This is a genomic window from Planomonospora alba (assembly GCF_039534085.1).
Classification (GTDB): Bacteria; Actinomycetota; Actinomycetes; order Streptosporangiales; family Streptosporangiaceae; genus Planomonospora_B; species Planomonospora_B alba.
Genome location: NZ_BAAAUT010000039.1, coordinates 23,731 through 50,118, shown reverse-complemented (window position 1 = coordinate 50,118; position 26,388 = coordinate 23,731). Strand labels below are relative to the sequence as shown.

Annotated in this window: 28 protein-coding genes; 16 read left to right on the top strand and 12 right to left on the bottom strand. The window is 74.2% G+C overall.

Annotated features, from left to right (window positions below; genetic code table 11):
• Positions 1 to 4: 4 nt before the first annotated feature.
• From ABD823_RS22830 to ABD823_RS22800, 7 genes are read right to left on the bottom strand one after another with little or no spacing between them, the layout of a single operon-like run.
• A complete protein-coding gene (locus tag ABD823_RS22830) occupies positions 5 to 1,330 on the bottom strand; it encodes a FliI/YscN family ATPase (RefSeq protein ID WP_344862822.1) in 1,326 nt (441 codons plus the stop codon).
• Complete coding sequence (locus tag ABD823_RS22825) at positions 1,327 to 1,992, bottom strand: FliH/SctL family protein (RefSeq protein ID WP_344862824.1); 666 nt, start codon at positions 1,990 to 1,992, stop codon at positions 1,327 to 1,329. Before ABD823_RS22825 ends, ABD823_RS22830 begins: the two co-directional genes overlap by 4 nt.
• Positions 1,976 to 2,989, bottom strand: a complete 1,014-nt coding sequence (gene fliG / locus ABD823_RS22820; protein ID WP_344862826.1) for a flagellar motor switch protein FliG — start codon at positions 2,987 to 2,989, stop codon at positions 1,976 to 1,978. The genes ABD823_RS22825 and fliG (ABD823_RS22820) overlap by 17 nt, the downstream gene beginning before the upstream one ends.
• Entirely contained in the window at positions 2,989 to 4,605 is a 1,617-nt protein-coding gene (gene fliF / locus ABD823_RS22815; RefSeq protein WP_344862828.1) for a flagellar basal-body MS-ring/collar protein FliF, read from the bottom strand. Before fliF (ABD823_RS22815) ends, fliG (ABD823_RS22820) begins: the two co-directional genes overlap by 1 nt.
• Positions 4,605 to 4,913 carry a flagellar hook-basal body complex protein FliE gene (gene fliE, locus ABD823_RS22810; RefSeq protein WP_344862830.1) on the bottom strand — a complete coding sequence of 103 codons (309 nt, stop codon included), beginning with the start codon at positions 4,911 to 4,913 and terminating at the stop codon, positions 4,605 to 4,607. Before fliE (ABD823_RS22810) ends, fliF (ABD823_RS22815) begins: the two co-directional genes overlap by 1 nt.
• Positions 4,910 to 5,323, bottom strand: a complete 414-nt coding sequence (locus tag ABD823_RS22805) for a flagellar basal body rod protein FlgC (RefSeq protein WP_344862832.1) — start codon at positions 5,321 to 5,323, stop codon at positions 4,910 to 4,912. Before ABD823_RS22805 ends, fliE (ABD823_RS22810) begins: the two co-directional genes overlap by 4 nt.
• Before the next feature lie 2 nt (positions 5,324 to 5,325).
• A complete protein-coding gene (locus tag ABD823_RS22800) occupies positions 5,326 to 5,676 on the bottom strand; it encodes a flagellar basal body rod protein FlgB (protein ID WP_344862834.1) in 351 nt (116 codons plus the stop codon).
• A gap of 239 nt (positions 5,677 to 5,915) precedes the next feature.
• Here ABD823_RS22800 and ABD823_RS22795 point away from each other — a divergent pair, with 239 nt between their 5' ends.
• Positions 5,916 to 6,560 carry a VldE C-terminal domain-containing protein gene (locus ABD823_RS22795; RefSeq protein ID WP_344862836.1) on the top strand — a complete coding sequence of 215 codons (645 nt, stop codon included), beginning with the start codon at positions 5,916 to 5,918 and terminating at the stop codon, positions 6,558 to 6,560.
• A gap of 193 nt (positions 6,561 to 6,753) precedes the next feature.
• Positions 6,754 to 7,608, top strand: coding sequence for a hypothetical protein (locus ABD823_RS22790; RefSeq protein WP_344862838.1), 855 nt, complete (start codon positions 6,754 to 6,756; stop codon positions 7,606 to 7,608).
• A gap of 85 nt (positions 7,609 to 7,693) precedes the next feature.
• On the opposite strand, the gene ABD823_RS22785 is transcribed toward ABD823_RS22790, so the two are convergent.
• The 3 genes from ABD823_RS22785 to ABD823_RS22775 form a co-directional block, all read right to left on the bottom strand.
• Positions 7,694 to 8,380, bottom strand: a complete 687-nt coding sequence (locus tag ABD823_RS22785) for a hypothetical protein (protein WP_344862846.1) — start codon at positions 8,378 to 8,380, stop codon at positions 7,694 to 7,696.
• Positions 8,381 to 8,660: 280 nt separating this feature from the next.
• Positions 8,661 to 9,530, bottom strand: a complete 870-nt coding sequence (locus ABD823_RS22780; protein ID WP_344862842.1) for a hypothetical protein — start codon at positions 9,528 to 9,530, stop codon at positions 8,661 to 8,663.
• Between the two features lie 234 nt (positions 9,531 to 9,764).
• Positions 9,765 to 11,408, bottom strand: coding sequence for a methyl-accepting chemotaxis protein (locus ABD823_RS22775; RefSeq protein ID WP_344862844.1), 1,644 nt, complete (start codon positions 11,406 to 11,408; stop codon positions 9,765 to 9,767).
• Between the two features lie 278 nt (positions 11,409 to 11,686).
• On the opposite strand from ABD823_RS22775, the gene ABD823_RS22770 reads away from it, so the two are divergent.
• From ABD823_RS22770 to ABD823_RS22760, 3 genes are all read left to right on the top strand, one after another.
• Positions 11,687 to 13,330: a methyl-accepting chemotaxis protein gene (locus tag ABD823_RS22770; protein ID WP_344862844.1), complete on the top strand. Its 1,644-nt coding sequence runs from the start codon at positions 11,687 to 11,689 to the stop codon at positions 13,328 to 13,330.
• A gap of 234 nt (positions 13,331 to 13,564) precedes the next feature.
• The gene (locus ABD823_RS22765; RefSeq protein WP_344862842.1) at positions 13,565 to 14,434 is read left to right on the top strand and encodes a hypothetical protein; all 870 of its coding nucleotides are present in this window, start codon (positions 13,565 to 13,567) and stop codon (positions 14,432 to 14,434) included.
• Positions 14,435 to 14,714: 280 nt separating this feature from the next.
• Positions 14,715 to 15,368, top strand: coding sequence for a hypothetical protein (locus ABD823_RS22760; protein WP_344862840.1), 654 nt, complete (start codon positions 14,715 to 14,717; stop codon positions 15,366 to 15,368).
• An 85-nt stretch (positions 15,369 to 15,453) separates the two neighbouring features.
• Here ABD823_RS22760 and ABD823_RS22755 read toward each other — a convergent pair whose 3' ends face one another.
• Both ABD823_RS22755 and ABD823_RS22750 read right to left on the bottom strand, forming a co-directional pair.
• Entirely contained in the window at positions 15,454 to 16,308 is an 855-nt protein-coding gene (locus ABD823_RS22755) for a hypothetical protein (RefSeq protein ID WP_344862838.1), read from the bottom strand.
• A gap of 193 nt (positions 16,309 to 16,501) precedes the next feature.
• Positions 16,502 to 17,146: a VldE C-terminal domain-containing protein gene (locus ABD823_RS22750; RefSeq protein ID WP_344862836.1), complete on the bottom strand. Its 645-nt coding sequence runs from the start codon at positions 17,144 to 17,146 to the stop codon at positions 16,502 to 16,504.
• A gap of 239 nt (positions 17,147 to 17,385) precedes the next feature.
• On the opposite strand from ABD823_RS22750, the gene ABD823_RS22745 reads away from it, so the two are divergent.
• The 11 genes from ABD823_RS22745 (at position 17,386) to ABD823_RS22695 (ending at position 26,387) form a co-directional block, all read left to right on the top strand.
• Positions 17,386 to 17,736: a flagellar basal body rod protein FlgB gene (locus ABD823_RS22745; protein WP_344862834.1), complete on the top strand. Its 351-nt coding sequence runs from the start codon at positions 17,386 to 17,388 to the stop codon at positions 17,734 to 17,736.
• 2 nt (positions 17,737 to 17,738) lie between these two features.
• Entirely contained in the window at positions 17,739 to 18,152 is a 414-nt protein-coding gene (locus ABD823_RS22740; protein ID WP_344862832.1) for a flagellar basal body rod protein FlgC, read from the top strand.
• Positions 18,149 to 18,457: a flagellar hook-basal body complex protein FliE gene (gene fliE, locus ABD823_RS22735; protein ID WP_344862830.1), complete on the top strand. Its 309-nt coding sequence runs from the start codon at positions 18,149 to 18,151 to the stop codon at positions 18,455 to 18,457. Before ABD823_RS22740 ends, fliE (ABD823_RS22735) begins: the two co-directional genes overlap by 4 nt.
• The gene (fliF, locus tag ABD823_RS22730; protein WP_344862828.1) at positions 18,457 to 20,073 is read left to right on the top strand and encodes a flagellar basal-body MS-ring/collar protein FliF; all 1,617 of its coding nucleotides are present in this window, start codon (positions 18,457 to 18,459) and stop codon (positions 20,071 to 20,073) included. Before fliE (ABD823_RS22735) ends, fliF (ABD823_RS22730) begins: the two co-directional genes overlap by 1 nt.
• Positions 20,073 to 21,086, top strand: coding sequence for a flagellar motor switch protein FliG (gene fliG, locus ABD823_RS22725; RefSeq protein WP_344862826.1), 1,014 nt, complete (start codon positions 20,073 to 20,075; stop codon positions 21,084 to 21,086). The genes fliF (ABD823_RS22730) and fliG (ABD823_RS22725) overlap by 1 nt, the downstream gene beginning before the upstream one ends.
• On the top strand, positions 21,070 to 21,735 hold the full coding sequence (locus tag ABD823_RS22720) for a FliH/SctL family protein (protein WP_344862824.1): 666 nt from the start codon (positions 21,070 to 21,072) through the stop codon (positions 21,733 to 21,735). Before fliG (ABD823_RS22725) ends, ABD823_RS22720 begins: the two co-directional genes overlap by 17 nt.
• Positions 21,732 to 23,057, top strand: coding sequence for a FliI/YscN family ATPase (locus ABD823_RS22715; protein WP_344862822.1), 1,326 nt, complete (start codon positions 21,732 to 21,734; stop codon positions 23,055 to 23,057). The genes ABD823_RS22720 and ABD823_RS22715 overlap by 4 nt, the downstream gene beginning before the upstream one ends.
• Before the next feature lie 132 nt (positions 23,058 to 23,189).
• Entirely contained in the window at positions 23,190 to 23,627 is a 438-nt protein-coding gene (locus ABD823_RS22710; RefSeq protein WP_344862820.1) for a flagellar FliJ family protein, read from the top strand.
• Entirely contained in the window at positions 23,624 to 24,628 is a 1,005-nt protein-coding gene (locus ABD823_RS22705; protein WP_344862818.1) for a C40 family peptidase, read from the top strand. Before ABD823_RS22710 ends, ABD823_RS22705 begins: the two co-directional genes overlap by 4 nt.
• A gap of 20 nt (positions 24,629 to 24,648) precedes the next feature.
• Complete coding sequence (locus tag ABD823_RS22700) at positions 24,649 to 25,911, top strand: flagellar hook-length control protein FliK (RefSeq protein ID WP_344862816.1); 1,263 nt, start codon at positions 24,649 to 24,651, stop codon at positions 25,909 to 25,911.
• 26 nt (positions 25,912 to 25,937) lie between these two features.
• Positions 25,938 to 26,387 (top strand): flagellar hook assembly protein FlgD, encoded by a 450-nt coding sequence (locus ABD823_RS22695; RefSeq protein ID WP_344862814.1) that lies wholly within the window; start codon positions 25,938 to 25,940, stop codon positions 26,385 to 26,387.
• Position 26,388 lies beyond the last annotated feature (1 nt).

The window sequence follows — 26,388 nt, the reverse complement described above, 5'->3', positions numbered from 1 at the left end:
GGGATCACGACGCGGGGGCCTGCCCCCCGGCCAGCAGGGCCTGCAGCGACTCCCACGCCTGCTCGGCGGTGGTCTGCTCGTCCATGTCCTGGCGCAGGAACGCCTCGATGCGCGGCCACAGCGCGCGGGCCAGGTCGGCGTCGGGGTTGGTGCCCGGCACGTACGCGCCGATCTCCACCAGTTCGCGGATGTCGCGGTGGGCGGCCATGAGGCGGCGCAGCGCGGTGGCGCCGGCGCGCTGCTCGCGGCTGGTCACCGCGCCGGCGACGCGGGAGACCGACTCCAGCACGTCGATCGTGGGGAAGTGCCCGGCGGTGGCCAGGCGGCGGTCGAGCACGACGTGGCCGTCGAGGATCGAGCGCGCCGCGTCGGCGATCGGCTCGTTGTGGTCGTCACCGTCGACGAGCACCGTGTACAGGCCGGTGATGCTGCCGTCCACGCCCGGTCCGGCCCGCTCCAGCAGCCGGGGGAGCATCGCGAACACCGACGGCGGGTAGCCGCGGGTGGCCGGGGGCTCGCCCGCCGACAGGCCGACCTCGCGCTGCGCCATGGCGGCCCGGGTGAGGCTGTCCATCAGCAGCAGGACGTCGCGGCCCTGGTCGCGGAACCACTCGGCGATCCGCGTGGCCGTGAAGCAGGCGCGCAGGCGGACCATCGGCGGCTGGTCGGAGGTGGCCACCACCACGACGGAGCGGGCCAGGCCCTCCGGTCCCAGGTCGTTCTCGATGAACTCGCGGACCTCGCGGCCGCGTTCGCCGACCAGCGCCACGACGGTGATCTCCGCCTCGGTGCCGCGGGTGATCATCGACATGAGGCTGGACTTGCCGACGCCGGAGCCGGCGAAGATGCCCAGGCGCTGCCCGCGCCCGGCGGTGATCAGGGTGTCCATGGCCCGCACGCCCAGCGGCATCGGCTGGTTGATGCGGCGCCGCCGCAGGGCGGGCGGCGGCTCGTTCTCCACCGGGACCATCTCCAGGCCGGCGAGGGAGGGGCCGTCGTCGAGCGGGCGGCCGAGGCCGTCCAGGATGCGGCCGCGCAGCGCGTCGCCGACCGCGACGCGCAGCGCGTCACCGGTGGGCATGACCGGGCTGCCGACCCCGATGCCGGTCAGGGTGCCCAGCGGCAGGCAGCTGAGCCGATCCCCGTCGAGCGCGACCACCTCGGCCGGTACGGCGCCGCGGCCGGTGCCGAGCATGACCAGGTCGCCGACCTTGCCGGGCACGCCCTCCACGGTGACCGAGAGGCCGACCACGGCGGAGACCCGGCCGGCGAGCACGGGCCGGGCGGCGCGGGCGACGGCGGCGAGGCGGGAGTCGAGCAGGGGGATCACAGGCCCAGGGCCTCCTTGACGCGGTCCATGGCGGTGGAAAGGCGGGCGTCGACGGCGGTGGCGTCGCTCTCGGCGACGGCGTCGCCGGGCTTCAGCCGGGCGTCGACGACCATGGTCACGCTCCGGCCGTCGACCTCGAAGGTGTTCTGTCCCGCGCCGACCATGGCGGCGTGGTCGGCGGGGCTCAGGCGGACGAGCACGGGGCGGTTGCCGGGCACCAGCTCCAGCGCGCGGGCCAGGGCCTCGCGGCCGGGCTCGGGGCTGTGGGCGACCTCGCGGCCGAGCACCGCCTCGGCGATGGCGTAGGCGGTGCCCACCACGAGGTCCTCCAGCTCGGCGGCGCCCGGGGCGGTCTGCTGCTCCAGCCGGGAGGCCGAGGCGGCGATCGCCGACAGGGCGCTCTCCAGCCGGGCCAGCTTGCGGGCCTCGGTCCGGGCGACGCGCTCGGCCTCGTCCCGGACCTCGGCCGCGGCGGCCCGGCGGGCCTCCTCGCGGCCCTGCGCCCAGCCCTCGGCGTAGCCGGTGGCCCGCGCCTCGGCCCGGGCCCGCTCCAGGATCTCGGCCGGCACGTTCGCCACCGTGCTGAAGTCGGTGACGAACCGGGCGGCGCTGACGGTGCGGGCGTCCGCGCCGCGCAGCACCGCCTCAGGCGACGAACTCATCCTCGTCCCCTCTGCGGATCACGATCTGGCCGGACTCCTCCAGGGCCCGGATCGCGTGCACGATCTTGGCCTGGGCCTCCTCGACGGTGCGCAGCCGCACCGGGCCGAGCAGCTCGATCTCCTCCAGGAGGTTGGCGGCGGCCCGCTCGGACAGGTTCCGCGTGATCTTGTTGAGCACGTCCTGGCCGACGCCCTTGAGGGCGGTCGCGAGGTCGGCGGTCTCGACCTGCCGGACCACGAGCTGCACGGCGCGGTCGTCGAGGTGCACGATGTCCTCGAACATGAACATCCTGCTGCGCACCTCCTCGGCGAGTTCGGGGCTGCGTCCCTCCAGCCCCTCGAGGATGAGGCGCTCGGTGACGCGGTCGGCACGGTTGATGATGTCGACCAGCGGTTGCAGACCGCCCACGGCGGAGAGGTCGGACGGTTGCAGAACCGACGAGAGCTTGCGCTCCAGCAGGCCCTCCACCTGGCGGATGATGTCGGGCGAGGTGCGGTCCATCACCGCGATCCGGTGCGCCACGTCGGCCTGCAGGGCCGGGTTGAGGCCCGACAGGATCTGCGAGGCCAGGTGCGCCGGCAGGTGCGCCAGCACCAGCGCGATGAGCTGCGGGTGCTCGTCCTGGACGAAGCCCAGCACCTGGCGGGGGTCGGCCCGCTGCAGGAAGCTGAAGGGCATGTCGACCAGCGACGCCGACAGGCGCTCGACGATCTGGCTGGCCCGCTCGCGGCCCAGCGTCGCCTCCAGCACCTCCCGGGCGAAGTCCATGCCGCCCTGGCCGGCGTAGCGGTAGGCGGTCGCCAGGTCGCGGAACTCCGTCAGGATGTCCACCGCGTCCTGGGGGTCGATGGCGCCCAGCCGCACGATCTCGGCGGTCAGCTCCTCGACCTCGGGCTCGCGCAGCTGCGCGAGCACCTTCGCCGAGTCCTCCTTGCCCATCTGGACCAGGAGCACGGCGGCCTTGCGCAGGCCGCTCATGGTCTCGGCCATCGCCATCAGCTCCTCCTGTCGGCGAGCCAGCCGCGCAGCAGCTGGGCCACTTCCTCGGGCTGCCGGTCCACCAGACCGGAGATCTCGTCGCGCAGCTCCTCGCGCCTGCCGTCGGACTCGGCCGGGGCGGGCGCGGGCTCACCGGTGCCGGCGGGCAGGGCCTCGCGCTCGGCGGCCTCCAGCTCGGCCTGGGCGCGCACCCGCTCCAGCTCGGCCTGGAGCGCCTCGATCTGCTCCAGCTCCTTCTTGCTCAGCTGCGTGCGGCGCTTCTTGCGCCGGCCGCGCAGCAGGGCGATGAGGAACAGCAGCCCGATGCCCAGGGCCAGCGCGCCGGTCTTGACGAGTTCCATCGTGCGGGTGTCCTGCTCGGCCTTCTGCGCCGCGGCGAGGTCCGCCGCCGCCTGCTCGGCCGCGCTGTCGTCGAACGGCATCGCCGAGACGGCGATGGTGTCGCCGCGCTGGGCGTCGATGCCGGCGGCCGACGAGACGATGCGCTGGATCTCCGCGGTGTCCACCCCGGCGGCGGCCTGGCCGTCGACCAGGACGGCGACGTCGAGCTTGCGGACCTTGCCGGGGGCGGTCTTGCGGGTCTCGGTGACCAGGCCGACGGCGTTGTCGCGGGTCTCGGTGGTCGACTTGTAGTCGTTGCCGGCCGCGCCCGTCGGCACCTGGATGTTGTCCGGGCCGAGGACGCCTCCGGTGGGGGTGCCGCCCCCGGTGTAGGTCTCCTCCTTGGTCGTCTGCGACAGCGGAGGCAGGTTCGGGTCGCTGACGTACTGCTGGCTGGTGGTCTCGGTCTGGTCGAAGTCGAGGTCGGCGGTGACCTTGACGACGGCCTTGTCCGGTCCGAGGACCTGGGTCAGCATCTGCTGGATGGAGCCGCCCATCCGCTGCTCGAACGACTGGGTCTGCTGCTCGCGCTCGTCGCCGGCGCCGGTGAGCGCCTGCTCGCCGGCGGCGGACAGCACCTTGCCGGTGGAGTCGGCCAGGGTGACGTCGGCCGGGCTCATGCCCTCCACGCTGGAGCTGACGAGGTTCACCACGGCCTTGACCTGGCTGTTGTTCAGCGGCTTGTCGGGGGTGGTGCCCACCAGGACCGAGGCGGTCGGCTTGGCGGCGTCGTCGGCGAAGACGTCCTTCTGCGGGATCGCCAGGTGCACGCTGGCCGAGGTCACGCCCTCGATCGACTTGATCGTGTTGGCGAGCTCGCCCTCCAGCGCGCGCTGGTAGCCGACGTGCTGCATGAAGTCGGAGGTGGTGACCCCCTGCTTGTCCAGCAGGGCGTAGCCGCCGCCGTCGGCCTGGGTCGGCAGGCCCTGGCCGCTCATCTTCAGCCGCAGCTCGTAGACCTGCTCCTGCGGCACCTGGATCGTGGCGCCGCCGTCGGTGAGCTGGTACGGCACGCCGTCGGCGGTGAGCTGCTCGACGATCGCGCTGCCGTCGGCACCCGACAGGTTGGAGTACAGCGTGCCGTACACGGGCTTGGACGACCACTGCATGAAGAAGAACCCGCCGACGGCGAGGGCGGCCACCAGGGAGATGGTGACGGCCTTCTGCCCGGTGCTGAACGAGGCGAACGAGGCCCGCGCCTTGCGGAGGGCGGCCAGTACGCGTTCCTGCATCAGCCCTGCAACCTCATGATCTCAGTGAAAGCGGCGACGGCCTTGTCGCGGATGGCGACGGTCATCTGGGTGGCGAGGGCGGCCTCGGTGCTGGCCGCCATGTAGTCGTGCGCGTCCTGCAGGTCGCCGGTGGCGGCCTGGACGGCCAGCGCGTCGGCGTTCGCCTGGGTCTGCTGCAGCGTGTCGACGCCCTGGGTGAGCAGGTTGCCGAAGACCTCGGCGGCGTTGCCCGGGGAGGCCGCCTCGACGCCTGCGGGGGCGGTGATGCGCAGGGGGCCCGCGACGGGGCCGATCGGCTGGATGCTCATGAGTTCCTCCCGAGCTGGAGCGCGGCCTGGTAGGCGTCGTAGGCGCGGTCGACGACGGAGAGGTTGGCCTGGTAGCCGCGCTGCGCCATCATCAGCTGGCTCATCTGGGAGCCGAGGTCGATGTCGGGGTAGCGCACGTACCCGTTCTCGTCGGCGAGCGGGTGGTCGGGCTCGTGGACGAGGCGCCCCTCGGCGCTGCCCAGTTCGATGCCGCCGACCTGGACGCCGCCGTTGCCCGACCCGTAGTCGACGGCCTGGGCGATCACGAACCGCTCGCGGAACGCCTCGCCGGCGGTGGTGGTGGCGTTGTTGAGGTTGGAGATGTTGTCGGAGACGGCGTCCAGCCACTTGCGGTAGACGGTCACACCGGTGCTGGCGATGCCGATGGCGCGGAAGGGTCCCCCGCTCATGGTCACGCACCTCCCCTGATGACGGAACGGAGCAGGCTGTACTTGGAGTCGAGGGCCTTGAGCATCGTCTGGTAGCGCAGGACCGTGTCCATGTGCGTGAGGGTCTCGTGGTCGAGGTTGACGTTGTTGCCGTTCTCCCGCGTGGGCTCCAGGGAGCGGGCGACCTCCGGGGTCACCTCCTGCGGGGACGTGCCGTCCTCGACGGCGGTGCGCAGGGCGTCTTCGAACTGGACGCGGCCGGCGAGGAACCGGGGGGTCTCCACGTTCGCGATGTTGTCCGCGATGACGCGCTGGCGCTGGGCCAGGCCCTTCAGGGCCACGCGTACCGCGCTGGACGCGACGTCGTCGAGCACGAGGGAACTCCGTTTCGCTTCACTACGGCCGCCGATCCATGGCGTAACGGGTCGAGCACTCCCTGCTCGTAGAGGCTCATCGGACGGTGCCCGTACGTCCTGAGGATTTATCCGGATGCGATCCGGGAGGCAGGCCCTCCGGTTCCGCGCGACTCCTCAGGTCGGGCCCGTCCGCTCCGATGGGCACGGTGCCCCCGTCCCGTTCCCGCGCCGGTCCGGCGCCAGGAGGAGAGCCCACGATGAGCGACGGCATCGCCGCGATCCAGGCGCGTGTGACCGCGCTGCAGAGTCGGCTCGCGGAGCTGGGGTCCGCCGGCGGCTCCTCCGGCCGGCAGTTCGCGGCCCGGCTCGCCGACGCGCGGGCGCAGCAGCCGGGCGGTACGGCCGCCGCCCCGGCGGTCCCGGCCGCCCCGGCGGCCCCGGCGGCCCCGGCCGTGTCCGCCTCCGGCGCCGCCTCCGCCCCGGCCTCCGCCGGCACCGCCGCGGCGCGGGAGCCGTCGAAGGTCCTGGGCGGCGGCGACCGCATCACCGGCACCCTGCGCGCCGCGATCGAGGAGGTCGACCGGAGGTTCGGGGGCTTCTCCGCGATCGGCGCCTGGCGGGCCGACGGCGGCGTGCCCGGCAGCGACCACCCCACCGGCAAGGCCGCGGACTTCATGATCACTTCGGGCGGGAAGATGCCCTCCGCCGCCAGGCTCAAGGAGGGCTGGGAGATCGCCAACTACCTCAAGGACAACGCCGACCGCCTCGGCGTCAAGTACGTGATCTTCGCCCAGCACATCTGGAACCCCTCCCGGGCCGGCGAGGGCTGGCGCCTGATGGAGGACCGCGGGGGCGTGACCGCCAACCACTTCGACCACGTGCACCTGTCGGTCGAGCGCTGACCCCGGGGCCGGTTCCCCTGCGGCCCCGGCGCACACCGGTCCCGGCCGGGCCCTCGGTTCCCCCGGCCGGGACCGCGCCCCGTCCCACCGGGTACGCCCCCGTGGGGCGGGGCGCCCACTCCCCACCGCCGCACCGGCGGCCGCCGACTCCCCTCCGCCGCACCGGCGGCCGCCGAACACGAAGGAGCAGGACATGCCGACCACCGCGTGCCGCGCGCGCAGGATGACGGGCGCGCTCGTCGCCCTCGCCGGGCTGCTCGCCCTGCTCGCCGTACCGGCCGGGGCGGCCGCCGGCCTGCCCGACCGGCGGGCCATGTGGCTCTGGCAGCGCGCCGACACCGCCGCGGTGGACTGGGCCGCGGCCAACGGCGTGCGGGAGGTCTTCGTCTACGTCCCGCCGCAGCTCACCAGGAGCGAGCTGAACCGGCTCCAGCGCCTCGCCAGGCGCGCCGGCGCCACCGGGGTCCGGCTGTCGGCCCTGGGCGGCGAGCCCGAGTGGACCTTCGACCACGCCGCAGCCCTGGCCTGGCAGCGCGCCGCGATGGGCGCCGGGCTGTTCCACACCGCCCACGTCGACGTCGAGCCGTACCAGCTGGAGCGCTGGCGCACCGACCAGGCGGGCACGGCCGCGGCGTTCCTGAGCCTGCTGGCGAAGCTGCGCGACGCCGACCCCCGGCCCCTCGAGGCCGACGTGCCGTTCTGGTACGGCACCGTCACCACCGCCGGCGGCGGCACCCTGGCCGACGAGGTGCTGGCCCGCGTCGACGCGGTCACCGTCATGAGCTACCGCGACCGGGCCACCGGGCCCGGGTCGATCATGGAGGTCGGCACGGACATGCTGGTCCGCGGCCACCGCGCGAACCGCCCGGTACGGCTGGGCGCCGAGACGCTCCGCCTGGCCGACTGCGCGTACTGCACCTTCCACGAGGAGGGCCGCCGCGCGCTGACCGGCGCCCTCGCGGCGGTCGACTCCGCCGGCGCCTCCTACCCCGCCTACGCCGGCATCGCCGTCCACGACTACGGCTCCTGGACCGCCCTGCGCCCCTGACGCGGCACACGCCACGGGCCCGCCGGTACGACCGGCGGGCCCGTGGCGTGTCGGGATGTGCGTCGCGGCGTACGCCGCGCCGATGTCAGAGCGCGGGCTCGTCCGCGACCGGGTCGGTCTCGGGAGCGGGCTCGTCCGCGACCGGGTCGGTCTCGGGAGCGGGCTCCTCCGCGACCGGGTCGGTCTCGGGAGCGGGCTCCTCCGCGACCGGGTCGGTCTCGGGAGCGGGCTCGGGCTCGGCCACCGGCTCGGGGCTGGTGGCGTTGACGTGCGCGGCGAACAGACCGGCGGCGGTCTTGACGCCGTTGACGGTGACCTTGTCCCCGGCGGCCAGCGCGTCCAGGGTCACCTTGGCGTCGTCCTTGGTGACCTTGGTGGTTGCCTGCACCCGGAAGACGGACTCGGTGCCGGCGACGAGCTTGGACCCGCTGGTCACCGCCACCGTGACGGTGCCGGCGGCGGGGTCCACCGCGGTGACGGCGCCGACCGCGGCGAAGGGCAGGACGGCCTTGGCGGCCTCGGCGGCCTTCTTCGCGGCGGCGGCCTTGGCGGCCGCGGCCTTGGCTGCGGCGGCCTTCTTCGCGGCGGCGGCCTTGGCTGCGGCGGCCGCCTTCTTCGCCGCGGCGGCCTGCTTGGCGGCCGCGGCCTTGGCCGAGGTGGTCTTGGCGGGCTTCTTCGGGGCGGCGTTCGCGGCGCCGGCGCTCACCGGCACGCTCACGGTCACGGCGGCGGCCACGGCCAGGGCGGCCCAGCTCTTCTTCATGTTCGACACTGCGTACTCCTACGGTCACCGGCAGCGATGGTGATCTCTCCATCGGCCGGCGCAGGCCTCACTGAAGGGAAAACCGGAAGAATTCCCGGCGGGCCGCTCAGAAGCGAGTGGCGCATCCGTTCCATCCGACCGGGCCTCCGCCCGCGAGCATGATGCGCCACGTCGACCGGCAGCTGATCGAGCACGGCTTCCCGGCGGCCACGGGTGAGTGACTTCAGCCCCACCCCGCACGTCCTCGACGTCAGCATCCTGACCGACGTCGCCCGCGGCGACGGCGACCTCAGCCGAGGACGGGCAGGCCGAGGACGCCCAGGCAGGGGTCGAGGAGGCGCTCCAGGAGCGCGGCGTCGAGCAGGTCGGCGACGGTGAGGGCGTGCACGGCGCCGCTGAGGAGGTTCCACACCCCGCCCGCGCGGTCGGCGACCGGGATCCCGGCGGCGTCGACCGCCTGGACGAGCTCGAACTGCGCGGTCGCCGCGGCCCGGATGCGGTCGGACATGTGGACCGCCCACGAGGCCTCGTGCACGGCCTGCGACCAGGAGGAGGAGTCCAGGCGGGTGCGGTCGCTGAGGACGGTCAGGCGCTCCAGGTCGGCGGCGCCGAGCGTCGCGACGCGCCGGCACAGCCCCGTGACGGCCTCGTGCTGGGGGCCGGTGTCCGCCGGGCGGTCGGGCAGCTCGCGCGTGGCGGCCAGCCAGGCGAGGGCCAGCCGGCGGCGGGTGTCGGCGGGCAGCAGCTCGCGCAGGTAGGTCGCCATCACCGCGTCGCAGACGACCGCGGTGGCGCGGGCGGCGGTGTCGTCCTGGGTGCGCGCGCCCCCGCCGTCCCGCCACGTCCAGCCGAGCACGTCGTGCCGCACGCAGTGCAGCAGCGCGTCGGGGGTGCCGATGGGCGCCCGCTCCAGCAGGGCGAGGGCCCCCTCGTCGTCCTGCTGGGAGAGGCTGCGCACGGTGGGGCGCAGGATGGTGGCGCCGTGGACGTCCTGCCACAGCTGGGCGCGGATCCCGTCGTCGGGCAGCCGCCGGGCCAGCGCCGGCAGGTCCCCCTCCTCGAGGCGGAGGGCGCGGGAAAGCACTGCGGCGGTCGCCGCTCCGCCGTCCAGCCGCGTGAGGTCGAAACCGAGGACTGGGGCGCTGACCAGGGAATACATAAAGCATTTTTACACCTGAGAATGGCGCTTAACCCAATCGATCACGCATTTTATTACCAAAAGTCACTGTGCGCTTTCAGTGCAACACTTTTAGTTGATAAAACCGGTCTTTTACGTGGTGAATGCCGGAGGGCCGCCCACGGTGATCCGTGGGCGCCCCTCGTACGGCCTGCGCTCCCGGCCGGGCGGCGGCGTCCCCACGGGGCGCCGGAGGCCGGCCGCGAGCGCGGGCGGTCAGTAGCGGAAGCCGGAGACCAGCTGGTGCAGCCGGTTCGACAGCTCGGCCAGGTCGGTCGCGGCCCGCCGGCTCTCGGTCACGCCCCCGGCCGTCACCTGCGCCGCGTCGGCCAGCGCCGCGATGTTCTCCGCGATGTCGGAGCTGCCCTTGGCGGCCTCCCCGACGTTGCGGTTCATCTCGTTGGTGGTGGCCGACTGCTCCTCCACCGCGCTGGCGATGGTCAGCTGGTAGTCGTTGATCTGCCCGATGATCTCGCTGATCTCGGCGATCGCCGCCACCGCGCTCTCGGTGTCGACCTGGATGGCCTCCACCCGCTTGGAGATGTCCTCGGTCGCCTTGGCGGTCTCCTGGGCCAGGTCCTTGACCTCGCCGGCCACGACCGCGAAGCCCTTGCCGGCGTCGCCGGCGCGCGCGGCCTCGATGGTGGCGTTGAGCGCCAGCAGGTTCGTCTGCTCGGCGATCGAGGTGATCGTCTTGATGACGGAGCCGATCTCGGCGCTGGAGGCGCCCAGCTTGGCGACGGTCTCGTTGGTCGACTCGGCCACCGTGACCGCCCGCGAGGCGACCTTGGCGCCCTCGTTGGCGTTGTGCGCGATCTCCCTGATGGAGGCGCCCATCTCCTCGCTGCCCGCCGCGACGGTCTGCACGTTCTGCGAGACCTGCTCGGCGGCCGCGGCGACGTTCCCGGCCTGCATGGACGCCTCGTCGGCCGAGGCGGCGATCCGGTCGCTGACCGCGGCCAGCTCACCGGAGCTCGCCGTCAGCGTGTCGGCGTTCTTGGCCAGGGCCTCCATCGTCTGCCCGATGGCGTCGTTGGCCTGGTTGACCGCCGCCGCCATCCGGCCGACCTCGTCGCGGGAGGCCACCTCGACCCGCCCGGTCAGGTCGCCCCGGGCCGTCGCGTCGAGCGTGCGGGAGACCGCGGCCAGCGGGCGGACGATCAGGCGCGACACGGTGAGCGCCAGCCCCGCCGCGACCAGCAGGCCCGCCGCGAGCAGCACCAGGATCTGGGTCCGGGCGGCGGCGTACTCGTCGGCGGCCGCCGCGGTCGCCTGCTCGGCGTCGGCCTTCTCGAACGCCGACATGCCGTCCATGGCGGCGTTCATCTGGAGGGCGGCCTTGGAGAACCGGTCCAGCACCACCTTGGTGTCGCTGCCGAGGGTGAACCCGGCCGGCGGGGCCTGCCCGAAGAGCACGACGTCGCGCAGGGTCTGGTACTCCGCCCAGCCCTCCTCGAAGGAGGCCGTCTGCTCCTTGGCCTCCGGGGCGTCGGGCAGGGCGGCCGAGTACTCCTCGAACGTCGCGGTCACCTCGTCGGCGAAACCGAGCATCTGCTGCTTCAGGCCGGCCCTGATGTCGGGCTCGGTGATGGCCACGAAGGCAGTGGTCGCGTTGAACATGTCGGCCATGTTCCCGCGCAGGTCGCCGAGGTCGGCCAGCCGCTCGATGTTGCCCTGCTTCATCGCGCGCAGGTCATCGTTGAGCCCGCTCATGCGGGCCAGCGCCATGCTTCCGGCGCCCGCGCCCACGACGCCCACGACGGCGACGACGGCGAAGATCTTGGTGTTGATACGGCGGTCGGCGAACCACCCCAGCAGACGGTTGCGGCGCACGCTCACGGCGGGGGGTGCGGCTTCCACGGGCGTGACGGTCACATCAGGTCCTTTCCAGTGCAAGACCGAGAGCTGCTGGAACCGGGTCGTCAGACAGCTTCTCCGCCTGCCCATCGGCACCGCGGAGCCCCTCCTGAGGGCATCCGGCGCGCTCCCGGCGGACGGCGCCGTCCGCCGGGAGCGCGCCGGATGCCCTCAGGAGGGGCTCCGCGGTGCCGATGGGCAGGCGGAGAAGCTGTCTGACGACCCGGTTCCAGCAGCTCTCGGTCTTGCACTGGAAAGGACCTGATGTGACCGTCACGCCCGTGGAAGCCGCACCCCCCGCCGTGAGCGTGCGCCGCAACCGTCTGCTGGGGTGGTTCGCCGACCGCCGTATCAACACCAAGATCTTCGCCGTCGTCGCCGTCGTGGGCGTCGTGGGCGCGGGCGCCGGAAGCATGGCGCTGGCCCGCATGAGCGGGCTCAACGATGACCTGCGCGCGATGAAGCAGGGCAACATCGAGCGGCTGGCCGACCTCGGCGACCTGCGCGGGAACATGGCCGACATGTTCAACGCGACCACTGCCTTCGTGGCCATCACCGAGCCCGACATCAGGGCCGGCCTGAAGCAGCAGATGCTCGGTTTCGCCGACGAGGTGACCGCGACGTTCGAGGAGTACTCGGCCGCCCTGCCCGACGCCCCGGAGGCCAAGGAGCAGACGGCCTCCTTCGAGGAGGGCTGGGCGGAGTACCAGACCCTGCGCGACGTCGTGCTCTTCGGGCAGGCCCCGCCGGCCGGGTTCACCCTCGGCAGCGACACCAAGGTGGTGCTGGACCGGTTCTCCAAGGCCGCCCTCCAGATGAACGCCGCCATGGACGGCATGTCGGCGTTCGAGAAGGCCGACGCCGAGCAGGCGACCGCGGCGGCCGCCGACGAGTACGCCGCCGCCCGGACCCAGATCCTGGTGCTGCTCGCGGCGGGCCTGCTGGTCGCGGCGGGGCTGGCGCTCACCGTGTCGCGCCTGATCGTCCGCCCGCTGGCCGCGGTCTCCCGCACGCTCGACGCGACGGCCCGGGGCGACCTGACCGGGCGGGTCGAGGTGGCCTCCCGCGACGAGGTCGGCCGGATGGCGGCGGCGGTCAACCAGGCCAACGACGCCATCGGGCAGACGATGGAGGCCCTGGCCAAGAACGCCGACACGCTGACGGCGAGCTCCGGTGAGCTGGCCGCGGTCAGCGACCGGATCGCCGCCTCGGCCGACGAGGCGTCCATGCAGGCCGGGAACGTCGCCGCGGCCGCCGAGCAGGTCTCGCAGAACGTGCAGACCGTCGCGGCGGGCAGCGAGGAGATGGGCGCCTCCATCAGGGAGATCGCGCACAACGCCAACGAGGGCGCCAAGGTCGCCTCGCGGGCGGTCACGGTGGCCGAGTCGACCAACGAGACCGTCGCCAAGCTGGGCGCCTCCAGCGCCGAGATCGGCTCCGTCATCAAGACGATCACCTCGATCGCCGAGCAGACGAACCTGCTGGCGCTCAACGCCACCATCGAGGCCGCGCGCGCCGGCGACGCCGGCAAGGGCTTCGCGGTCGTGGCCGGCGAGGTCAAGGACCTGGCCCAGGAGACCGCCAAGGCGACCGAGGACATCTCCAAGCGGGTGGAGGCCATCCAGGTCGACACCGAGAGCGCGGTGGCGGCGATCGCCGAGATCAGCGAGATCATCGGGCAGATCAACGACTACCAGCTGACCATCGCCAGCGCGGTGGAGGAGCAGTCGGCCACCACCAACGAGATGAACCGCAACGTCGGGGAGGCCGCCAAGGGCAGCTCCGACATCGCGGAGAACATCGCGGCGCTGGCCGACGCGGCGCAGGTGACGGCCGGGGGCGTGACCGAGAGCCGGCGGGCCGCGACCGACCTGGCCGAGCTGTCGAACCGGCTGCACCAGCTGGTCTCCGGCTTCCGCTACTGACCGCCCGCGCTCGCGGCCGGCCTCCGGCGCCCCGTGGGGACGCCGCCGCCCGGCCGGGAGCGCAGGCCGTACGAGGGGCGCCCACGGATCACCGTGGGCGGCCCTCCGGCATTCACCACGTAAAAGACCGGTTTTATCAACTAAAAGTGTTGCACTGAAAGCGCACAGTGACTTTTGGTAATAAAATGCGTGATCGATTGGGTTAAGCGCCATTCTCAGGTGTAAAAATGCTTTATGTATTCCCTGGTCAGCGCCCCAGTCCTCGGTTTCGACCTCACGCGGCTGGACGGCGGAGCGGCGACCGCCGCAGTGCTTTCCCGCGCCCTCCGCCTCGAGGAGGGGGACCTGCCGGCGCTGGCCCGGCGGCTGCCCGACGACGGGATCCGCGCCCAGCTGTGGCAGGACGTCCACGGCGCCACCATCCTGCGCCCCACCGTGCGCAGCCTCTCCCAGCAGGACGACGAGGGGGCCCTCGCCCTGCTGGAGCGGGCGCCCATCGGCACCCCCGACGCGCTGCTGCACTGCGTGCGGCACGACGTGCTCGGCTGGACGTGGCGGGACGGCGGGGGCGCGCGCACCCAGGACGACACCGCCGCCCGCGCCACCGCGGTCGTCTGCGACGCGGTGATGGCGACCTACCTGCGCGAGCTGCTGCCCGCCGACACCCGCCGCCGGCTGGCCCTCGCCTGGCTGGCCGCCACGCGCGAGCTGCCCGACCGCCCGGCGGACACCGGCCCCCAGCACGAGGCCGTCACGGGGCTGTGCCGGCGCGTCGCGACGCTCGGCGCCGCCGACCTGGAGCGCCTGACCGTCCTCAGCGACCGCACCCGCCTGGACTCCTCCTCCTGGTCGCAGGCCGTGCACGAGGCCTCGTGGGCGGTCCACATGTCCGACCGCATCCGGGCCGCGGCGACCGCGCAGTTCGAGCTCGTCCAGGCGGTCGACGCCGCCGGGATCCCGGTCGCCGACCGCGCGGGCGGGGTGTGGAACCTCCTCAGCGGCGCCGTGCACGCCCTCACCGTCGCCGACCTGCTCGACGCCGCGCTCCTGGAGCGCCTCCTCGACCCCTGCCTGGGCGTCCTCGGCCTGCCCGTCCTCGGCTGAGGTCGCCGTCGCCGCGGGCGACGTCGGTCAGGATGCTGACGTCGAGGACGTGCGGGGTGGGGCTGAAGTCACTCACCCGTGGCCGCCGGGAAGCCGTGCTCGATCAGCTGCCGGTCGACGTGGCGCATCATGCTCGCGGGCGGAGGCCCGGTCGGATGGAACGGATGCGCCACTCGCTTCTGAGCGGCCCGCCGGGAATTCTTCCGGTTTTCCCTTCAGTGAGGCCTGCGCCGGCCGATGGAGAGATCACCATCGCTGCCGGTGACCGTAGGAGTACGCAGTGTCGAACATGAAGAAGAGCTGGGCCGCCCTGGCCGTGGCCGCCGCCGTGACCGTGAGCGTGCCGGTGAGCGCCGGCGCCGCGAACGCCGCCCCGAAGAAGCCCGCCAAGACCACCTCGGCCAAGGCCGCGGCCGCCAAGCAGGCCGCCGCGGCGAAGAAGGCGGCCGCCGCAGCCAAGGCCGCCGCCGCGAAGAAGGCCGCCGCAGCCAAGGCCGCGGCCGCCAAGGCCGCCGCCGCGAAGAAGGCCGCCGAGGCCGCCAAGGCCGTCCTGCCCTTCGCCGCGGTCGGCGCCGTCACCGCGGTGGACCCCGCCGCCGGCACCGTCACGGTGGCGGTGACCAGCGGGTCCAAGCTCGTCGCCGGCACCGAGTCCGTCTTCCGGGTGCAGGCAACCACCAAGGTCACCAAGGACGACGCCAAGGTGACCCTGGACGCGCTGGCCGCCGGGGACAAGGTCACCGTCAACGGCGTCAAGACCGCCGCCGGTCTGTTCGCCGCGCACGTCAACGCCACCAGCCCCGAGCCGGTGGCCGAGCCCGAGCCCGCTCCCGAGACCGACCCGGTCGCGGAGGAGCCCGCTCCCGAGACCGACCCGGTCGCGGACGAGCCCGCTCCCGAGACCGACCCGGTCGCGGACGAGCCCGCGCTCTGACATCGGCGCGGCGTACGCCGCGACGCACATCCCGACACGCCACGGGCCCGCCGGTCGTACCGGCGGGCCCGTGGCGTGTGCCGCGTCAGGGGCGCAGGGCGGTCCAGGAGCCGTAGTCGTGGACGGCGATGCCGGCGTAGGCGGGGTAGGAGGCGCCGGCGGAGTCGACCGCCGCGAGGGCGCCGGTCAGCGCGCGGCGGCCCTCCTCGTGGAAGGTGCAGTACGCGCAGTCGGCCAGGCGGAGCGTCTCGGCGCCCAGCCGTACCGGGCGGTTCGCGCGGTGGCCGCGGACCAGCATGTCCGTGCCGACCTCCATGATCGACCCGGGCCCGGTGGCCCGGTCGCGGTAGCTCATGACGGTGACCGCGTCGACGCGGGCCAGCACCTCGTCGGCCAGGGTGCCGCCGCCGGCGGTGGTGACGGTGCCGTACCAGAACGGCACGTCGGCCTCGAGGGGCCGGGGGTCGGCGTCGCGCAGCTTCGCCAGCAGGCTCAGGAACGCCGCGGCCGTGCCCGCCTGGTCGGTGCGCCAGCGCTCCAGCTGGTACGGCTCGACGTCGACGTGGGCGGTGTGGAACAGCCCGGCGCCCATCGCGGCGCGCTGCCAGGCCAGGGCTGCGGCGTGGTCGAAGGTCCACTCGGGCTCGCCGCCCAGGGCCGACAGCCGGACCCCGGTGGCGCCGGCGCGCCTGGCGAGGCGCTGGAGCCGGTTCAGCTCGCTCCTGGTGAGCTGCGGCGGGACGTAGACGAAGACCTCCCGCACGCCGTTGGCCGCGGCCCAGTCCACCGCGGCGGTGTCGGCGCGCTGCCAGAGCCACATGGCCCGCCGGTCGGGCAGGCCGGCGGCCGCCCCGGCCGGTACGGCGAGCAGGGCGAGCAGCCCGGCGAGGGCGACGAGCGCGCCCGTCATCCTGCGCGCGCGGCACGCGGTGGTCGGCATGTCCTGCTCCTTCGTGTTCGGCGGCCGCCGGTGCGGCGGAGGGGAGTCGGCGGCCGCCGGTGCGGCGGTGGGGAGTGGGCGCCCCGCCCCACGGGGGCGTACCCGGTGGGACGGGGCGCGGTCCCGGCCGGGGGAACCGAGGGCCCGGCCGGGACCGGTGTGCGCCGGGGCCGCAGGGGAACCGGCCCCGGGGTCAGCGCTCGACCGACAGGTGCACGTGGTCGAAGTGGTTGGCGGTCACGCCCCCGCGGTCCTCCATCAGGCGCCAGCCCTCGCCGGCCCGGGAGGGGTTCCAGATGTGCTGGGCGAAGATCACGTACTTGACGCCGAGGCGGTCGGCGTTGTCCTTGAGGTAGTTGGCGATCTCCCAGCCCTCCTTGAGCCTGGCGGCGGAGGGCATCTTCCCGCCCGAAGTGATCATGAAGTCCGCGGCCTTGCCGGTGGGGTGGTCGCTGCCGGGCACGCCGCCGTCGGCCCGCCAGGCGCCGATCGCGGAGAAGCCCCCGAACCTCCGGTCGACCTCCTCGATCGCGGCGCGCAGGGTGCCGGTGATGCGGTCGCCGCCGCCCAGGACCTTCGACGGCTCCCGCGCCGCGGCGGTGCCGGCGGAGGCCGGGGCGGAGGCGGCGCCGGAGGCGGACACGGCCGGGGCCGCCGGGGCCGCCGGGGCGGCCGGGACCGCCGGGGCGGCGGCCGTACCGCCCGGCTGCTGCGCCCGCGCGTCGGCGAGCCGGGCCGCGAACTGCCGGCCGGAGGAGCCGCCGGCGGACCCCAGCTCCGCGAGCCGACTCTGCAGCGCGGTCACACGCGCCTGGATCGCGGCGATGCCGTCGCTCATCGTGGGCTCTCCTCCTGGCGCCGGACCGGCGCGGGAACGGGACGGGGGCACCGTGCCCATCGGAGCGGACGGGCCCGACCTGAGGAGTCGCGCGGAACCGGAGGGCCTGCCTCCCGGATCGCATCCGGATAAATCCTCAGGACGTACGGGCACCGTCCGATGAGCCTCTACGAGCAGGGAGTGCTCGACCCGTTACGCCATGGATCGGCGGCCGTAGTGAAGCGAAACGGAGTTCCCTCGTGCTCGACGACGTCGCGTCCAGCGCGGTACGCGTGGCCCTGAAGGGCCTGGCCCAGCGCCAGCGCGTCATCGCGGACAACATCGCGAACGTGGAGACCCCCCGGTTCCTCGCCGGCCGCGTCCAGTTCGAAGACGCCCTGCGCACCGCCGTCGAGGACGGCACGTCCCCGCAGGAGGTGACCCCGGAGGTCGCCCGCTCCCTGGAGCCCACGCGGGAGAACGGCAACAACGTCAACCTCGACCACGAGACCCTCACGCACATGGACACGGTCCTGCGCTACCAGACGATGCTCAAGGCCCTCGACTCCAAGTACAGCCTGCTCCGTTCCGTCATCAGGGGAGGTGCGTGACCATGAGCGGGGGACCCTTCCGCGCCATCGGCATCGCCAGCACCGGTGTGACCGTCTACCGCAAGTGGCTGGACGCCGTCTCCGACAACATCTCCAACCTCAACAACGCCACCACCACCGCCGGCGAGGCGTTCCGCGAGCGGTTCGTGATCGCCCAGGCCGTCGACTACGGGTCGGGCAACGGCGGCGTCCAGGTCGGCGGCATCGAACTGGGCAGCGCCGAGGGGCGCCTCGTCCACGAGCCCGACCACCCGCTCGCCGACGAGAACGGGTACGTGCGCTACCCCGACATCGACCTCGGCTCCCAGATGAGCCAGCTGATGATGGCGCAGCGCGGCTACCAGGCCAACCTCTCCGTCGTCGACCGCGCCTACGACGCCTACCAGGCCGCGCTCCAGCTCGGGAGGAACTCATGAGCATCCAGCCGATCGGCCCCGTCGCGGGCCCCCTGCGCATCACCGCCCCCGCAGGCGTCGAGGCGGCCTCCCCGGGCAACGCCGCCGAGGTCTTCGGCAACCTGCTCACCCAGGGCGTCGACACGCTGCAGCAGACCCAGGCGAACGCCGACGCGCTGGCCGTCCAGGCCGCCACCGGCGACCTGCAGGACGCGCACGACTACATGGCGGCCAGCACCGAGGCCGCCCTCGCCACCCAGATGACCGTCGCCATCCGCGACAAGGCCGTCGCCGCTTTCACTGAGATCATGAGGTTGCAGGGCTGATGCAGGAACGCGTACTGGCCGCCCTCCGCAAGGCGCGGGCCTCGTTCGCCTCGTTCAGCACCGGGCAGAAGGCCGTCACCATCTCCCTGGTGGCCGCCCTCGCCGTCGGCGGGTTCTTCTTCATGCAGTGGTCGTCCAAGCCCGTGTACGGCACGCTGTACTCCAACCTGTCGGGTGCCGACGGCAGCGCGATCGTCGAGCAGCTCACCGCCGACGGCGTGCCGTACCAGCTCACCGACGGCGGCGCCACGATCCAGGTGCCGCAGGAGCAGGTCTACGAGCTGCGGCTGAAGATGAGCGGCCAGGGCCTGCCGACCCAGGCCGACGGCGGCGGCTACGCCCTGCTGGACAAGCAGGGGGTCACCACCTCCGACTTCATGCAGCACGTCGGCTACCAGCGCGCGCTGGAGGGCGAGCTCGCCAACACGATCAAGTCGATCGAGGGCGTGACCTCGGCCAGCGTGCACCTGGCGATCCCGCAGAAGGACGTCTTCGCCGACGACGCCGCCAAGCCGACCGCCTCGGTCCTGGTGGGCACCACCCCCGACAAGCCGCTGAACAACAGCCAGGTCAAGGCCGTGGTGAACCTCGTCAGCTCCAGCGTGGAGGGCATGAGCCCGGCCGACGTCACCCTGGCCGACTCCACCGGCAAGGTGCTGTCCGCCGCCGGCGAGCAGGCGCTCACCGGCGCCGGCGACGAGCGCGAGCAGCAGACCCAGTCGTTCGAGCAGCGGATGGGCGGCTCCATCCAGCAGATGCTGACCCAGGTCCTCGGACCGGACAAGGCCGTCGTCAAGGTCACCGCCGACCTCGACTTCGACCAGACCGAGACCACCAGCCAGCAGTACGTCAGCGACCCGAACCTGCCTCCGCTGTCGCAGACGACCAAGGAGGAGACCTACACCGGGGGCGGCACCCCCACCGGAGGCGTCCTCGGCCCGGACAACATCCAGGTGCCGACGGGCGCGGCCGGCAACGACTACAAGTCGACCACCGAGACCCGCGACAACGCCGTCGGCCTGGTCACCGAGACCCGCAAGACCGCCCCCGGCAAGGTCCGCAAGCTCGACGTCGCCGTCCTGGTCGACGGCCAGGCCGCCGCCGGGGTGGACACCGCGGAGATCCAGCGCATCGTCTCGTCGGCCGCCGGCATCGACGCCCAGCGCGGCGACACCATCGCCGTCTCGGCGATGCCGTTCGACGACAGCGCGGCCGAGCAGGCGGCGGCGGACCTCGCCGCGGCGCAGAAGGCCGAGCAGGACACCCGCACGATGGAACTCGTCAAGACCGGCGCGCTGGCCCTGGGCATCGGGCTGCTGTTCCTCATCGCCCTGCTGCGCGGCCGGCGCAAGAAGCGCCGCACGCAGCTGAGCAAGAAGGAGCTGGAGCAGATCGAGGCGCTCCAGGCCGAGCTGGAGCGGGTGCGCGCCCAGGCCGAGCTGGAGGCCGCCGAGCGCGAGGCCCTGCCCGCCGGCACCGGTGAGCCCGCGCCCGCCCCGGCCGAGTCCGACGGCAGGCGCGAGGAGCTGCGCGACGAGATCTCCGGTCTGGTGGACCGGCAGCCCGAGGAAGTGGCCCAGCTGCTGCGCGGCTGGCTCGCCGACAGGAGGAGCTGATGGCGATGGCCGAGACCATGAGCGGCCTGCGCAAGGCCGCCGTGCTCCTGGTCCAGATGGGCAAGGAGGACTCGGCGAAGGTGCTCGCGCAGCTGCGCGAGCCCGAGGTCGAGGAGCTGACCGCCGAGATCGTGCGGCTGGGCGCCATCGACCCCCAGGACGCGGTGGACATCCTGACGGAGTTCCGCGACCTGGCGACCGCCTACCGCTACGCCGGCCAGGGCGGCATGGACTTCGCCCGGGAGGTGCTGGAGGCGACGCTGGGCCGCGAGCGGGCCAGCCAGATCGTCGAGCGCCTGTCGGCGTCGCTGGTCGACATGCCCTTCAGCTTCCTGCAGCGGGCCGACCCCCGCCAGGTGCTGGGCTTCGTCCAGGACGAGCACCCGCAGCTCATCGCGCTGGTGCTGGCGCACCTGCCGGCGCACCTGGCCTCGCAGATCCTGTCGGGCCTCAACCCGGCCCTGCAGGCCGACGTGGCGCACCGGATCGCGGTGATGGACCGCACCTCGCCCGACATCATCCGCCAGGTGGAGGGCCTGCTGGAGCGCAAGCTCTCGTCGGTTCTGCAACCGTCCGACCTCTCCGCCGTGGGCGGTCTGCAACCGCTGGTCGACATCATCAACCGTGCCGACCGCGTCACCGAGCGCCTCATCCTCGAGGGGCTGGAGGGACGCAGCCCCGAACTCGCCGAGGAGGTGCGCAGCAGGATGTTCATGTTCGAGGACATCGTGCACCTCGACGACCGCGCCGTGCAGCTCGTGGTCCGGCAGGTCGAGACCGCCGACCTCGCGACCGCCCTCAAGGGCGTCGGCCAGGACGTGCTCAACAAGATCACGCGGAACCTGTCCGAGCGGGCCGCCGCCAACCTCCTGGAGGAGATCGAGCTGCTCGGCCCGGTGCGGCTGCGCACCGTCGAGGAGGCCCAGGCCAAGATCGTGCACGCGATCCGGGCCCTGGAGGAGTCCGGCCAGATCGTGATCCGCAGAGGGGACGAGGATGAGTTCGTCGCCTGAGGCGGTGCTGCGCGGCGCGGACGCCCGCACCGTCAGCGCCGCCCGGTTCGTCACCGACTTCAGCACGGTGGCGAACGTGCCGGCCGAGATCCTGGAGCGGGCCCGGGCCGAGGCGCGGGCCACCGGCTACGCCGAGGGCTGGGCGCAGGGCCGCGAGGAGGCCCGCCGGGCCGCCGCGGCCGAGGTCCGGGACGAGGCCGAGCGCGTCGCCCGGACCGAGGCCCGCAAGCTGGCCCGGCTGGAGAGCGCCCTGTCGGCGATCGCCGCCTCGGCCTCCCGGCTGGAGCAGCAGACCGCCCCGGGCGCCGCCGAGCTGGAGGACCTCGTGGTGGGCACCGCCTACGCCATCGCCGAGGCGGTGCTCGGCCGCGAGGTCGCCCACAGCCCCGAGCCCGGCCGCGAGGCCCTGGCCCGCGCGCTGGAGCTGGTGCCCGGCAACCGCCCCGTGCTCGTCCGCCTGAGCCCCGCCGACCACGCCGCCATGGTCGGCGCGGGACAGAACACCTTCGAGGTCGACGGCCGGAGCGTGACCATGGTCGTCGACGCCCGGCTGAAGCCCGGCGACGCCGTCGCCGAGAGCGACGCCACCGCCGTCGACGCCCGCCTTTCCACCGCCATGGACCGCGTCAAGGAGGCCCTGGGCCTGTGATCCCCCTGCTCGACTCCCGCCTCGCCGCCGTCGCCCGCGCCGCCCGGCCCGTGCTCGCCGGCCGGGTCTCCGCCGTGGTCGGCCTCTCGGTCACCGTGGAGGGCGTGCCCGGCAAGGTCGGCGACCTGGTCATGCTCGGCACCGGCCGCGGCGCCGTACCGGCCGAGGTGGTCGCGCTCGACGGGGATCGGCTCAGCTGCCTGCCGCTGGGCACCCTGACCGGCATCGGGGTCGGCAGCCCGGTCATGCCCACCGGTGACGCGCTGCGCGTCGCGGTCGGCGACGCGCTGCGCGGCCGCATCCTGGACGGCCTCGGCCGCCCGCTCGACGACGGCCCCTCCCTCGCCGGCCTGGAGATGGTCCCGGTGGAGAACGAGCCGCCGCCCGCCCTGCGGCGGCGCCGCATCAACCAGCCGATGCCGCTGGGCGTGCGGGCCATGGACACCCTGATCACCGCCGGGCGCGGGCAGCGCCTGGGCATCTTCGCCGGCTCCGGCGTCGGCAAGTCCAGCCTCATGTCGATGATCACCCGCGGCACCGAGGCGGAGATCACCGTCGTGGCGCTGGTCGGCGAACGCGGCCGCGAGGTCCGCGAGTTCATCGAGAACGACCTGGGACCGGAGGGCCTGGCCCGCTCCGTCGTGGTGGTGGCCACCTCCGACCAGCCGCCGATGGTCCGCCTGCGCGCCTGCTTCACGGCCACGCGGATCGCCGAGTGGTTCCGCGACCAGGGCCGCGACGTCCTGCTGCTGATGGACAGCCTCACCCGGGCCGCCATGGCGCAGCGCGAGGTCGGCCTGTCGGCGGGCGAGCCCCCGGCCACCCGCGGCTACCCGCCGTCGGTGTTCGCGATGCTCCCCCGGCTGCTGGAGCGGGCCGGACCGGGCGTGGACGGCAGCATCACCGGCCTGTACACGGTGCTCGTCGACGGTGACGACCACAACGAGCCGATCGCCGACGCGGCGCGCTCGATCCTCGACGGCCACGTCGTGCTCGACCGCCGCCTGGCCACCGCCGGGCACTTCCCCACGATCGACGTGCTGGAGTCGGTCTCCCGCGTCGCCGGCGCGGTGACCAGCCGCGAGCAGCGCGCCGGCGCCACCGCGCTGCGCCGCCTCATGGCCGCCCACCGCGACATCCGCGAACTGGTGGAGATCGGCGCGTACGTGCCGGGCACCAACCCCGACGCCGACCTGGCCCGCGCGCTGTGGCCGCGCATCGAGGCGTTCCTGCGCCAGGACATGGACGAGCAGACCACCGCCGAGCAGGCGTGGGAGTCGCTGCAGGCCCTGCTGGCCGGGGGGCAGGCCCCCGCGTCGTGATCCCGGGCGCCGCCGCACGCCGCGGTGCGCCGCCGCGCACCGGCAGGCGCCCGCCGGCGCGGCGCCCCCGCACGGAGCGCCCGCCCCGCGGCGCCGCAGTCCCCGACGGAACCCCGACCACGAGGAGGACCGATGAGCCCACGTTTCCGGCTGTCGGCCGTCCCGCGCGCCCGCCGGGCGCGCCGGGACGCCGCCAAGGGCCGGGTGATGAGCGCCCGCGCCGAGGCCGGAGCCGCGGCCCGGCGCGCGGAGGACAAGAACGCCGAGCTCCAGGGCCGCATGATCGAGCCGGCCCCGTCCGACGCGGCCGCGTTCGTCGCCGCGATGGCCGCCCGGCGCGCGCTGGCCGGGGAGCTGGCGCTCCGGCGCCAGCAGGCCGAGGAGGCCTCCCGGCGGGTCACCGCCAGCGTGGACACCTGGAGCGCCGCCTCGCAGCGCCGCCGGATGGTGGAGAAGCTCGCCGAACGCCACCAGGCCGCCGCGCGCAAGGCCGAGCTGGACGCCGACCAGCGCACCGTGGACGACCTCTCCCCGGGCAGCCGGACCGCCGGCGGGAAGGACGGACGATGAGCATCACCGACACCGTGGCGCGGATCGGCCAGCTGGACGCGATGTTCGGCACCGCCGCCGCCCCCGCGACCACCGCCGCCTCCCCGTCCTCGGCCGCGGACTTCGCCGCGGCGCTGGAGACGGCCCGGCGGTCCCCCGCCGCCCAGCCCGCCGCCGCCCAGCCCACCGCCCAGCCCGCCGCCGTGCGGTCCCCCGCCGCGACCCAGGGCGTCCAGGCCGCCGACACCGGCGCCGTCGACGCCGCGGTCACCGGCCGGGACGTCGTCGCGCAGGCCCGCAAGTACCTCGGCGTGCCGTACCTGTGGGGCGGCACCGACCCGGGCAAGGGCCTGGACTGCTCCGGCCTGGTCCAGCTCGTCTACAAGAAGCTGGGCATCTCCCTGCCGCGCGTCTCCCAGGACCAGCAGAACGAGGGCCGCAGCATCCCGAGCCTGAAGCAGGCGCAGCCCGGCGACCTGCTGACCTTCGGCTCCCCCGCGACGCACATCGGCATCTACGTCGGCGACGGCAAGATGCTGCACGCCCCCCGCACCGGCGACGTCGTCAAGATCGTCGACCTGGACGACTACTACCGCGCGCCGACCGACATCCGCCGCATCCTGAGCGACGAGGCGGCGGGCGCCGGCGCCACCGCGCCCGCCACCGCCGCCGCGTCCACCGCGCCCGCCACCGCCGCCGCGTCCACCGCGCCCGCCACCGCCGCCGCGTCCACCACGGCGTCCGGCACCGAGACCCCGGCCGCCCGGCCGGTCACGGCCTCCGCCCTCCCGGCGGCCGGCCTCACCTCACCGGCGGGCACGCCGGCCGGGACCGGTGTGAGCGCCGAGCTGCTGGCCGCGCTGGCCCTGATCCAGACCGGGTACGGCACGGGCCTGACGAGTTCCGGGATGTCGGCCGGTTTGCCGCAGCTCTCGCCCGCGGCTGCCGATGGAGTGGGCAACGGCCTGTTCGACCCCGCCCAGGCCTACGTGATCCAGTCGGCTCTGAACGGCATCGGATAGCAGGAGAGACGATCTTGACTGTGCCTTCGATCCCCCTCGCGGGGAGCCCGTCCGCCACGTCGGCCCCCTCCGGCGCCGGCGACGGTCAGGCGGGTCAGAGCGGGACCGGCGACGCCTTCGCCGCCCTCCTCGCCCTGCTCGCGGGCGGAGCCGCACTGCCGCAGACCACCCCGCCCGGCTCCGGCGCCCCCTCCGGCACCGCCGCCCCGGGCCAGGCGCCGCCGGCCGCGGCAGGCGCCCCGCTCACCGCCCAGGCCCTCCTGGCCGCCCAGCCGCCGGCCGGCGCGCCGGGCCTGCCGCAGGCCGCGGCGGGAACCGCCGCCCAGGCACAGGCCGATGGCCCGACGGGCCCGACGGGCCCGACGGGCCCGACAGGACTGGCGGGCGCCCAGGGACAGCCGGTGCAGACGCCGCCCGCCCCGCAGGGCCTGCCGCTCGCACCGGCGCAGGACCCGGCCGTACCGGCCGCGGCGCTTCCGGCCGGTACGGCCGGCACCGCGGGCCTCACCGCCCCGGCCGCCGCGGAGACCGCCCCCGCCGCGGACGCGCGGACCGCGACCGCCGCCCCCACCGCGGACCCCGCCTCCGGAACGACCCCCGAGACCGCCGCCCCGGCGGGCACGCAGGAACCGCAGGGCACCGCGGGCCAGCCCCCGGCCGCCGGCGCCCCGGGCACCGGCACGGGCGGAACCGGCGGCGAGACCGGCTCCCGGCAGTCCGGCACCGCCGCCCCCGCCGAGACCGACGACCCGGCGGCCGCCGACGCGCAGGCCGTACCGCAGGTCACCGCGACCACGCAGCCCGCCGGGACGGAGCGCGTCGCCGCCCCCGCCCAGCAGCCCGCCCCGCCCGCCTCCCAGATCGCCGTCCACGTGCTGCCGCTGCGGCGGGACCCCGACGGCGTGCACCGGCTCACCGTCCACCTCAACCCGGTCGACCTCGGCCCGGTCAGCATCGTCGCCGAACTGCGCAACGGCACCGTGCACCTGCAGCTCGCCGGGGCGAACGACGCCGCCTACGACACGCTGCGCTCGGCGCTGCCCGCACTCCGCCAGGAGCTGGAGGACGGCGGCTTCGCCGCCTGCACGCTCGACCTGCAGCGCGAGGCCCCCGGCGACGGGACCGGCCCGTACGGCGAGCCGCGCCAGAACCTCCCCCAGCAGGGGCACCAGGGATCCGCCCCCGCCGGCCCCGGCCGCGTCGGAGACGCCTACCAGGGAGCCCCCGCCGCCGACCTCCCGGCCGACCGGCCCGGCTCCCGGCTGCTCAACGTCCGCCTGTAGAACCGCCTCGGAGAAGGAACCCGCACGTGACCAACCCCGTGAGCGGCGCCGCCGGCAGCGGCGCCGCCACCACCGCGACCAGCGTGTCCGGCACGTCGAACGCCAGCTTCGACAAGGACACGTTCCTGCAGCTCCTGGTGGCGCAGATGCGCTACCAGGACCCGAGCAAGCCCACCGACACCTCCGCCTTCATGACGCAGACCGCGCAGTTCACCGAGGTGGAGAAGATGGAGGAGCTCGTCAAGCAGCAGGGAGACCTGCTGGCGGCCCAGCTCCGCCTGTCGGCCGCCGGCCTCGTCGGCAAGACCGTCGGCTACACCGGACCAGACGGCATGGACGCCGTCGGTGTGGTCACCTCCGCCTCCCTCGGCAGCACCCCGACCGTGCGGGTCGGGAACACGGATGTACCGCTGTCCTCGGTCAAGGAAGTCCGCAACGCCGGCGAGTCCGGCACCGAACCCACCGAAGGAAAGTGAC

Coding starts and splice junctions, on each gene's coding strand:
- fliF (WP_344862828.1), top strand. CDS start 18,457: ATGCAGGAACGCGTACTGGCCGCCCTCCGCAAGGCGCGGGCCTCGTTC.
- ABD823_RS22780 (WP_344862842.1), bottom strand. CDS start 9,530: ATGTATTCCCTGGTCAGCGCCCCAGTCCTCGGTTTCGACCTCACGCGG.
- ABD823_RS22765 (WP_344862842.1), top strand. CDS start 13,565: ATGTATTCCCTGGTCAGCGCCCCAGTCCTCGGTTTCGACCTCACGCGG.
- ABD823_RS22795 (WP_344862836.1), top strand. CDS start 5,916: ATGAGCGACGGCATCGCCGCGATCCAGGCGCGTGTGACCGCGCTGCAG.
- ABD823_RS22750 (WP_344862836.1), bottom strand. CDS start 17,146: ATGAGCGACGGCATCGCCGCGATCCAGGCGCGTGTGACCGCGCTGCAG.
- fliG (WP_344862826.1), bottom strand. CDS start 2,989: ATGGCGATGGCCGAGACCATGAGCGGCCTGCGCAAGGCCGCCGTGCTC.
- ABD823_RS22805 (WP_344862832.1), bottom strand. CDS start 5,323: ATGAGCGGGGGACCCTTCCGCGCCATCGGCATCGCCAGCACCGGTGTG.
- ABD823_RS22790 (WP_344862838.1), top strand. CDS start 6,754: ATGCCGACCACCGCGTGCCGCGCGCGCAGGATGACGGGCGCGCTCGTC.
- fliF (WP_344862828.1), bottom strand. CDS start 4,605: ATGCAGGAACGCGTACTGGCCGCCCTCCGCAAGGCGCGGGCCTCGTTC.
- ABD823_RS22720 (WP_344862824.1), top strand. CDS start 21,070: ATGAGTTCGTCGCCTGAGGCGGTGCTGCGCGGCGCGGACGCCCGCACC.
- fliE (WP_344862830.1), bottom strand. CDS start 4,913: ATGAGCATCCAGCCGATCGGCCCCGTCGCGGGCCCCCTGCGCATCACC.
- ABD823_RS22740 (WP_344862832.1), top strand. CDS start 17,739: ATGAGCGGGGGACCCTTCCGCGCCATCGGCATCGCCAGCACCGGTGTG.
- ABD823_RS22755 (WP_344862838.1), bottom strand. CDS start 16,308: ATGCCGACCACCGCGTGCCGCGCGCGCAGGATGACGGGCGCGCTCGTC.
- ABD823_RS22705 (WP_344862818.1), top strand. CDS start 23,624: ATGAGCATCACCGACACCGTGGCGCGGATCGGCCAGCTGGACGCGATG.
- ABD823_RS22710 (WP_344862820.1), top strand. CDS start 23,190: ATGAGCCCACGTTTCCGGCTGTCGGCCGTCCCGCGCGCCCGCCGGGCG.
- fliG (WP_344862826.1), top strand. CDS start 20,073: ATGGCGATGGCCGAGACCATGAGCGGCCTGCGCAAGGCCGCCGTGCTC.
- fliE (WP_344862830.1), top strand. CDS start 18,149: ATGAGCATCCAGCCGATCGGCCCCGTCGCGGGCCCCCTGCGCATCACC.
- ABD823_RS22825 (WP_344862824.1), bottom strand. CDS start 1,992: ATGAGTTCGTCGCCTGAGGCGGTGCTGCGCGGCGCGGACGCCCGCACC.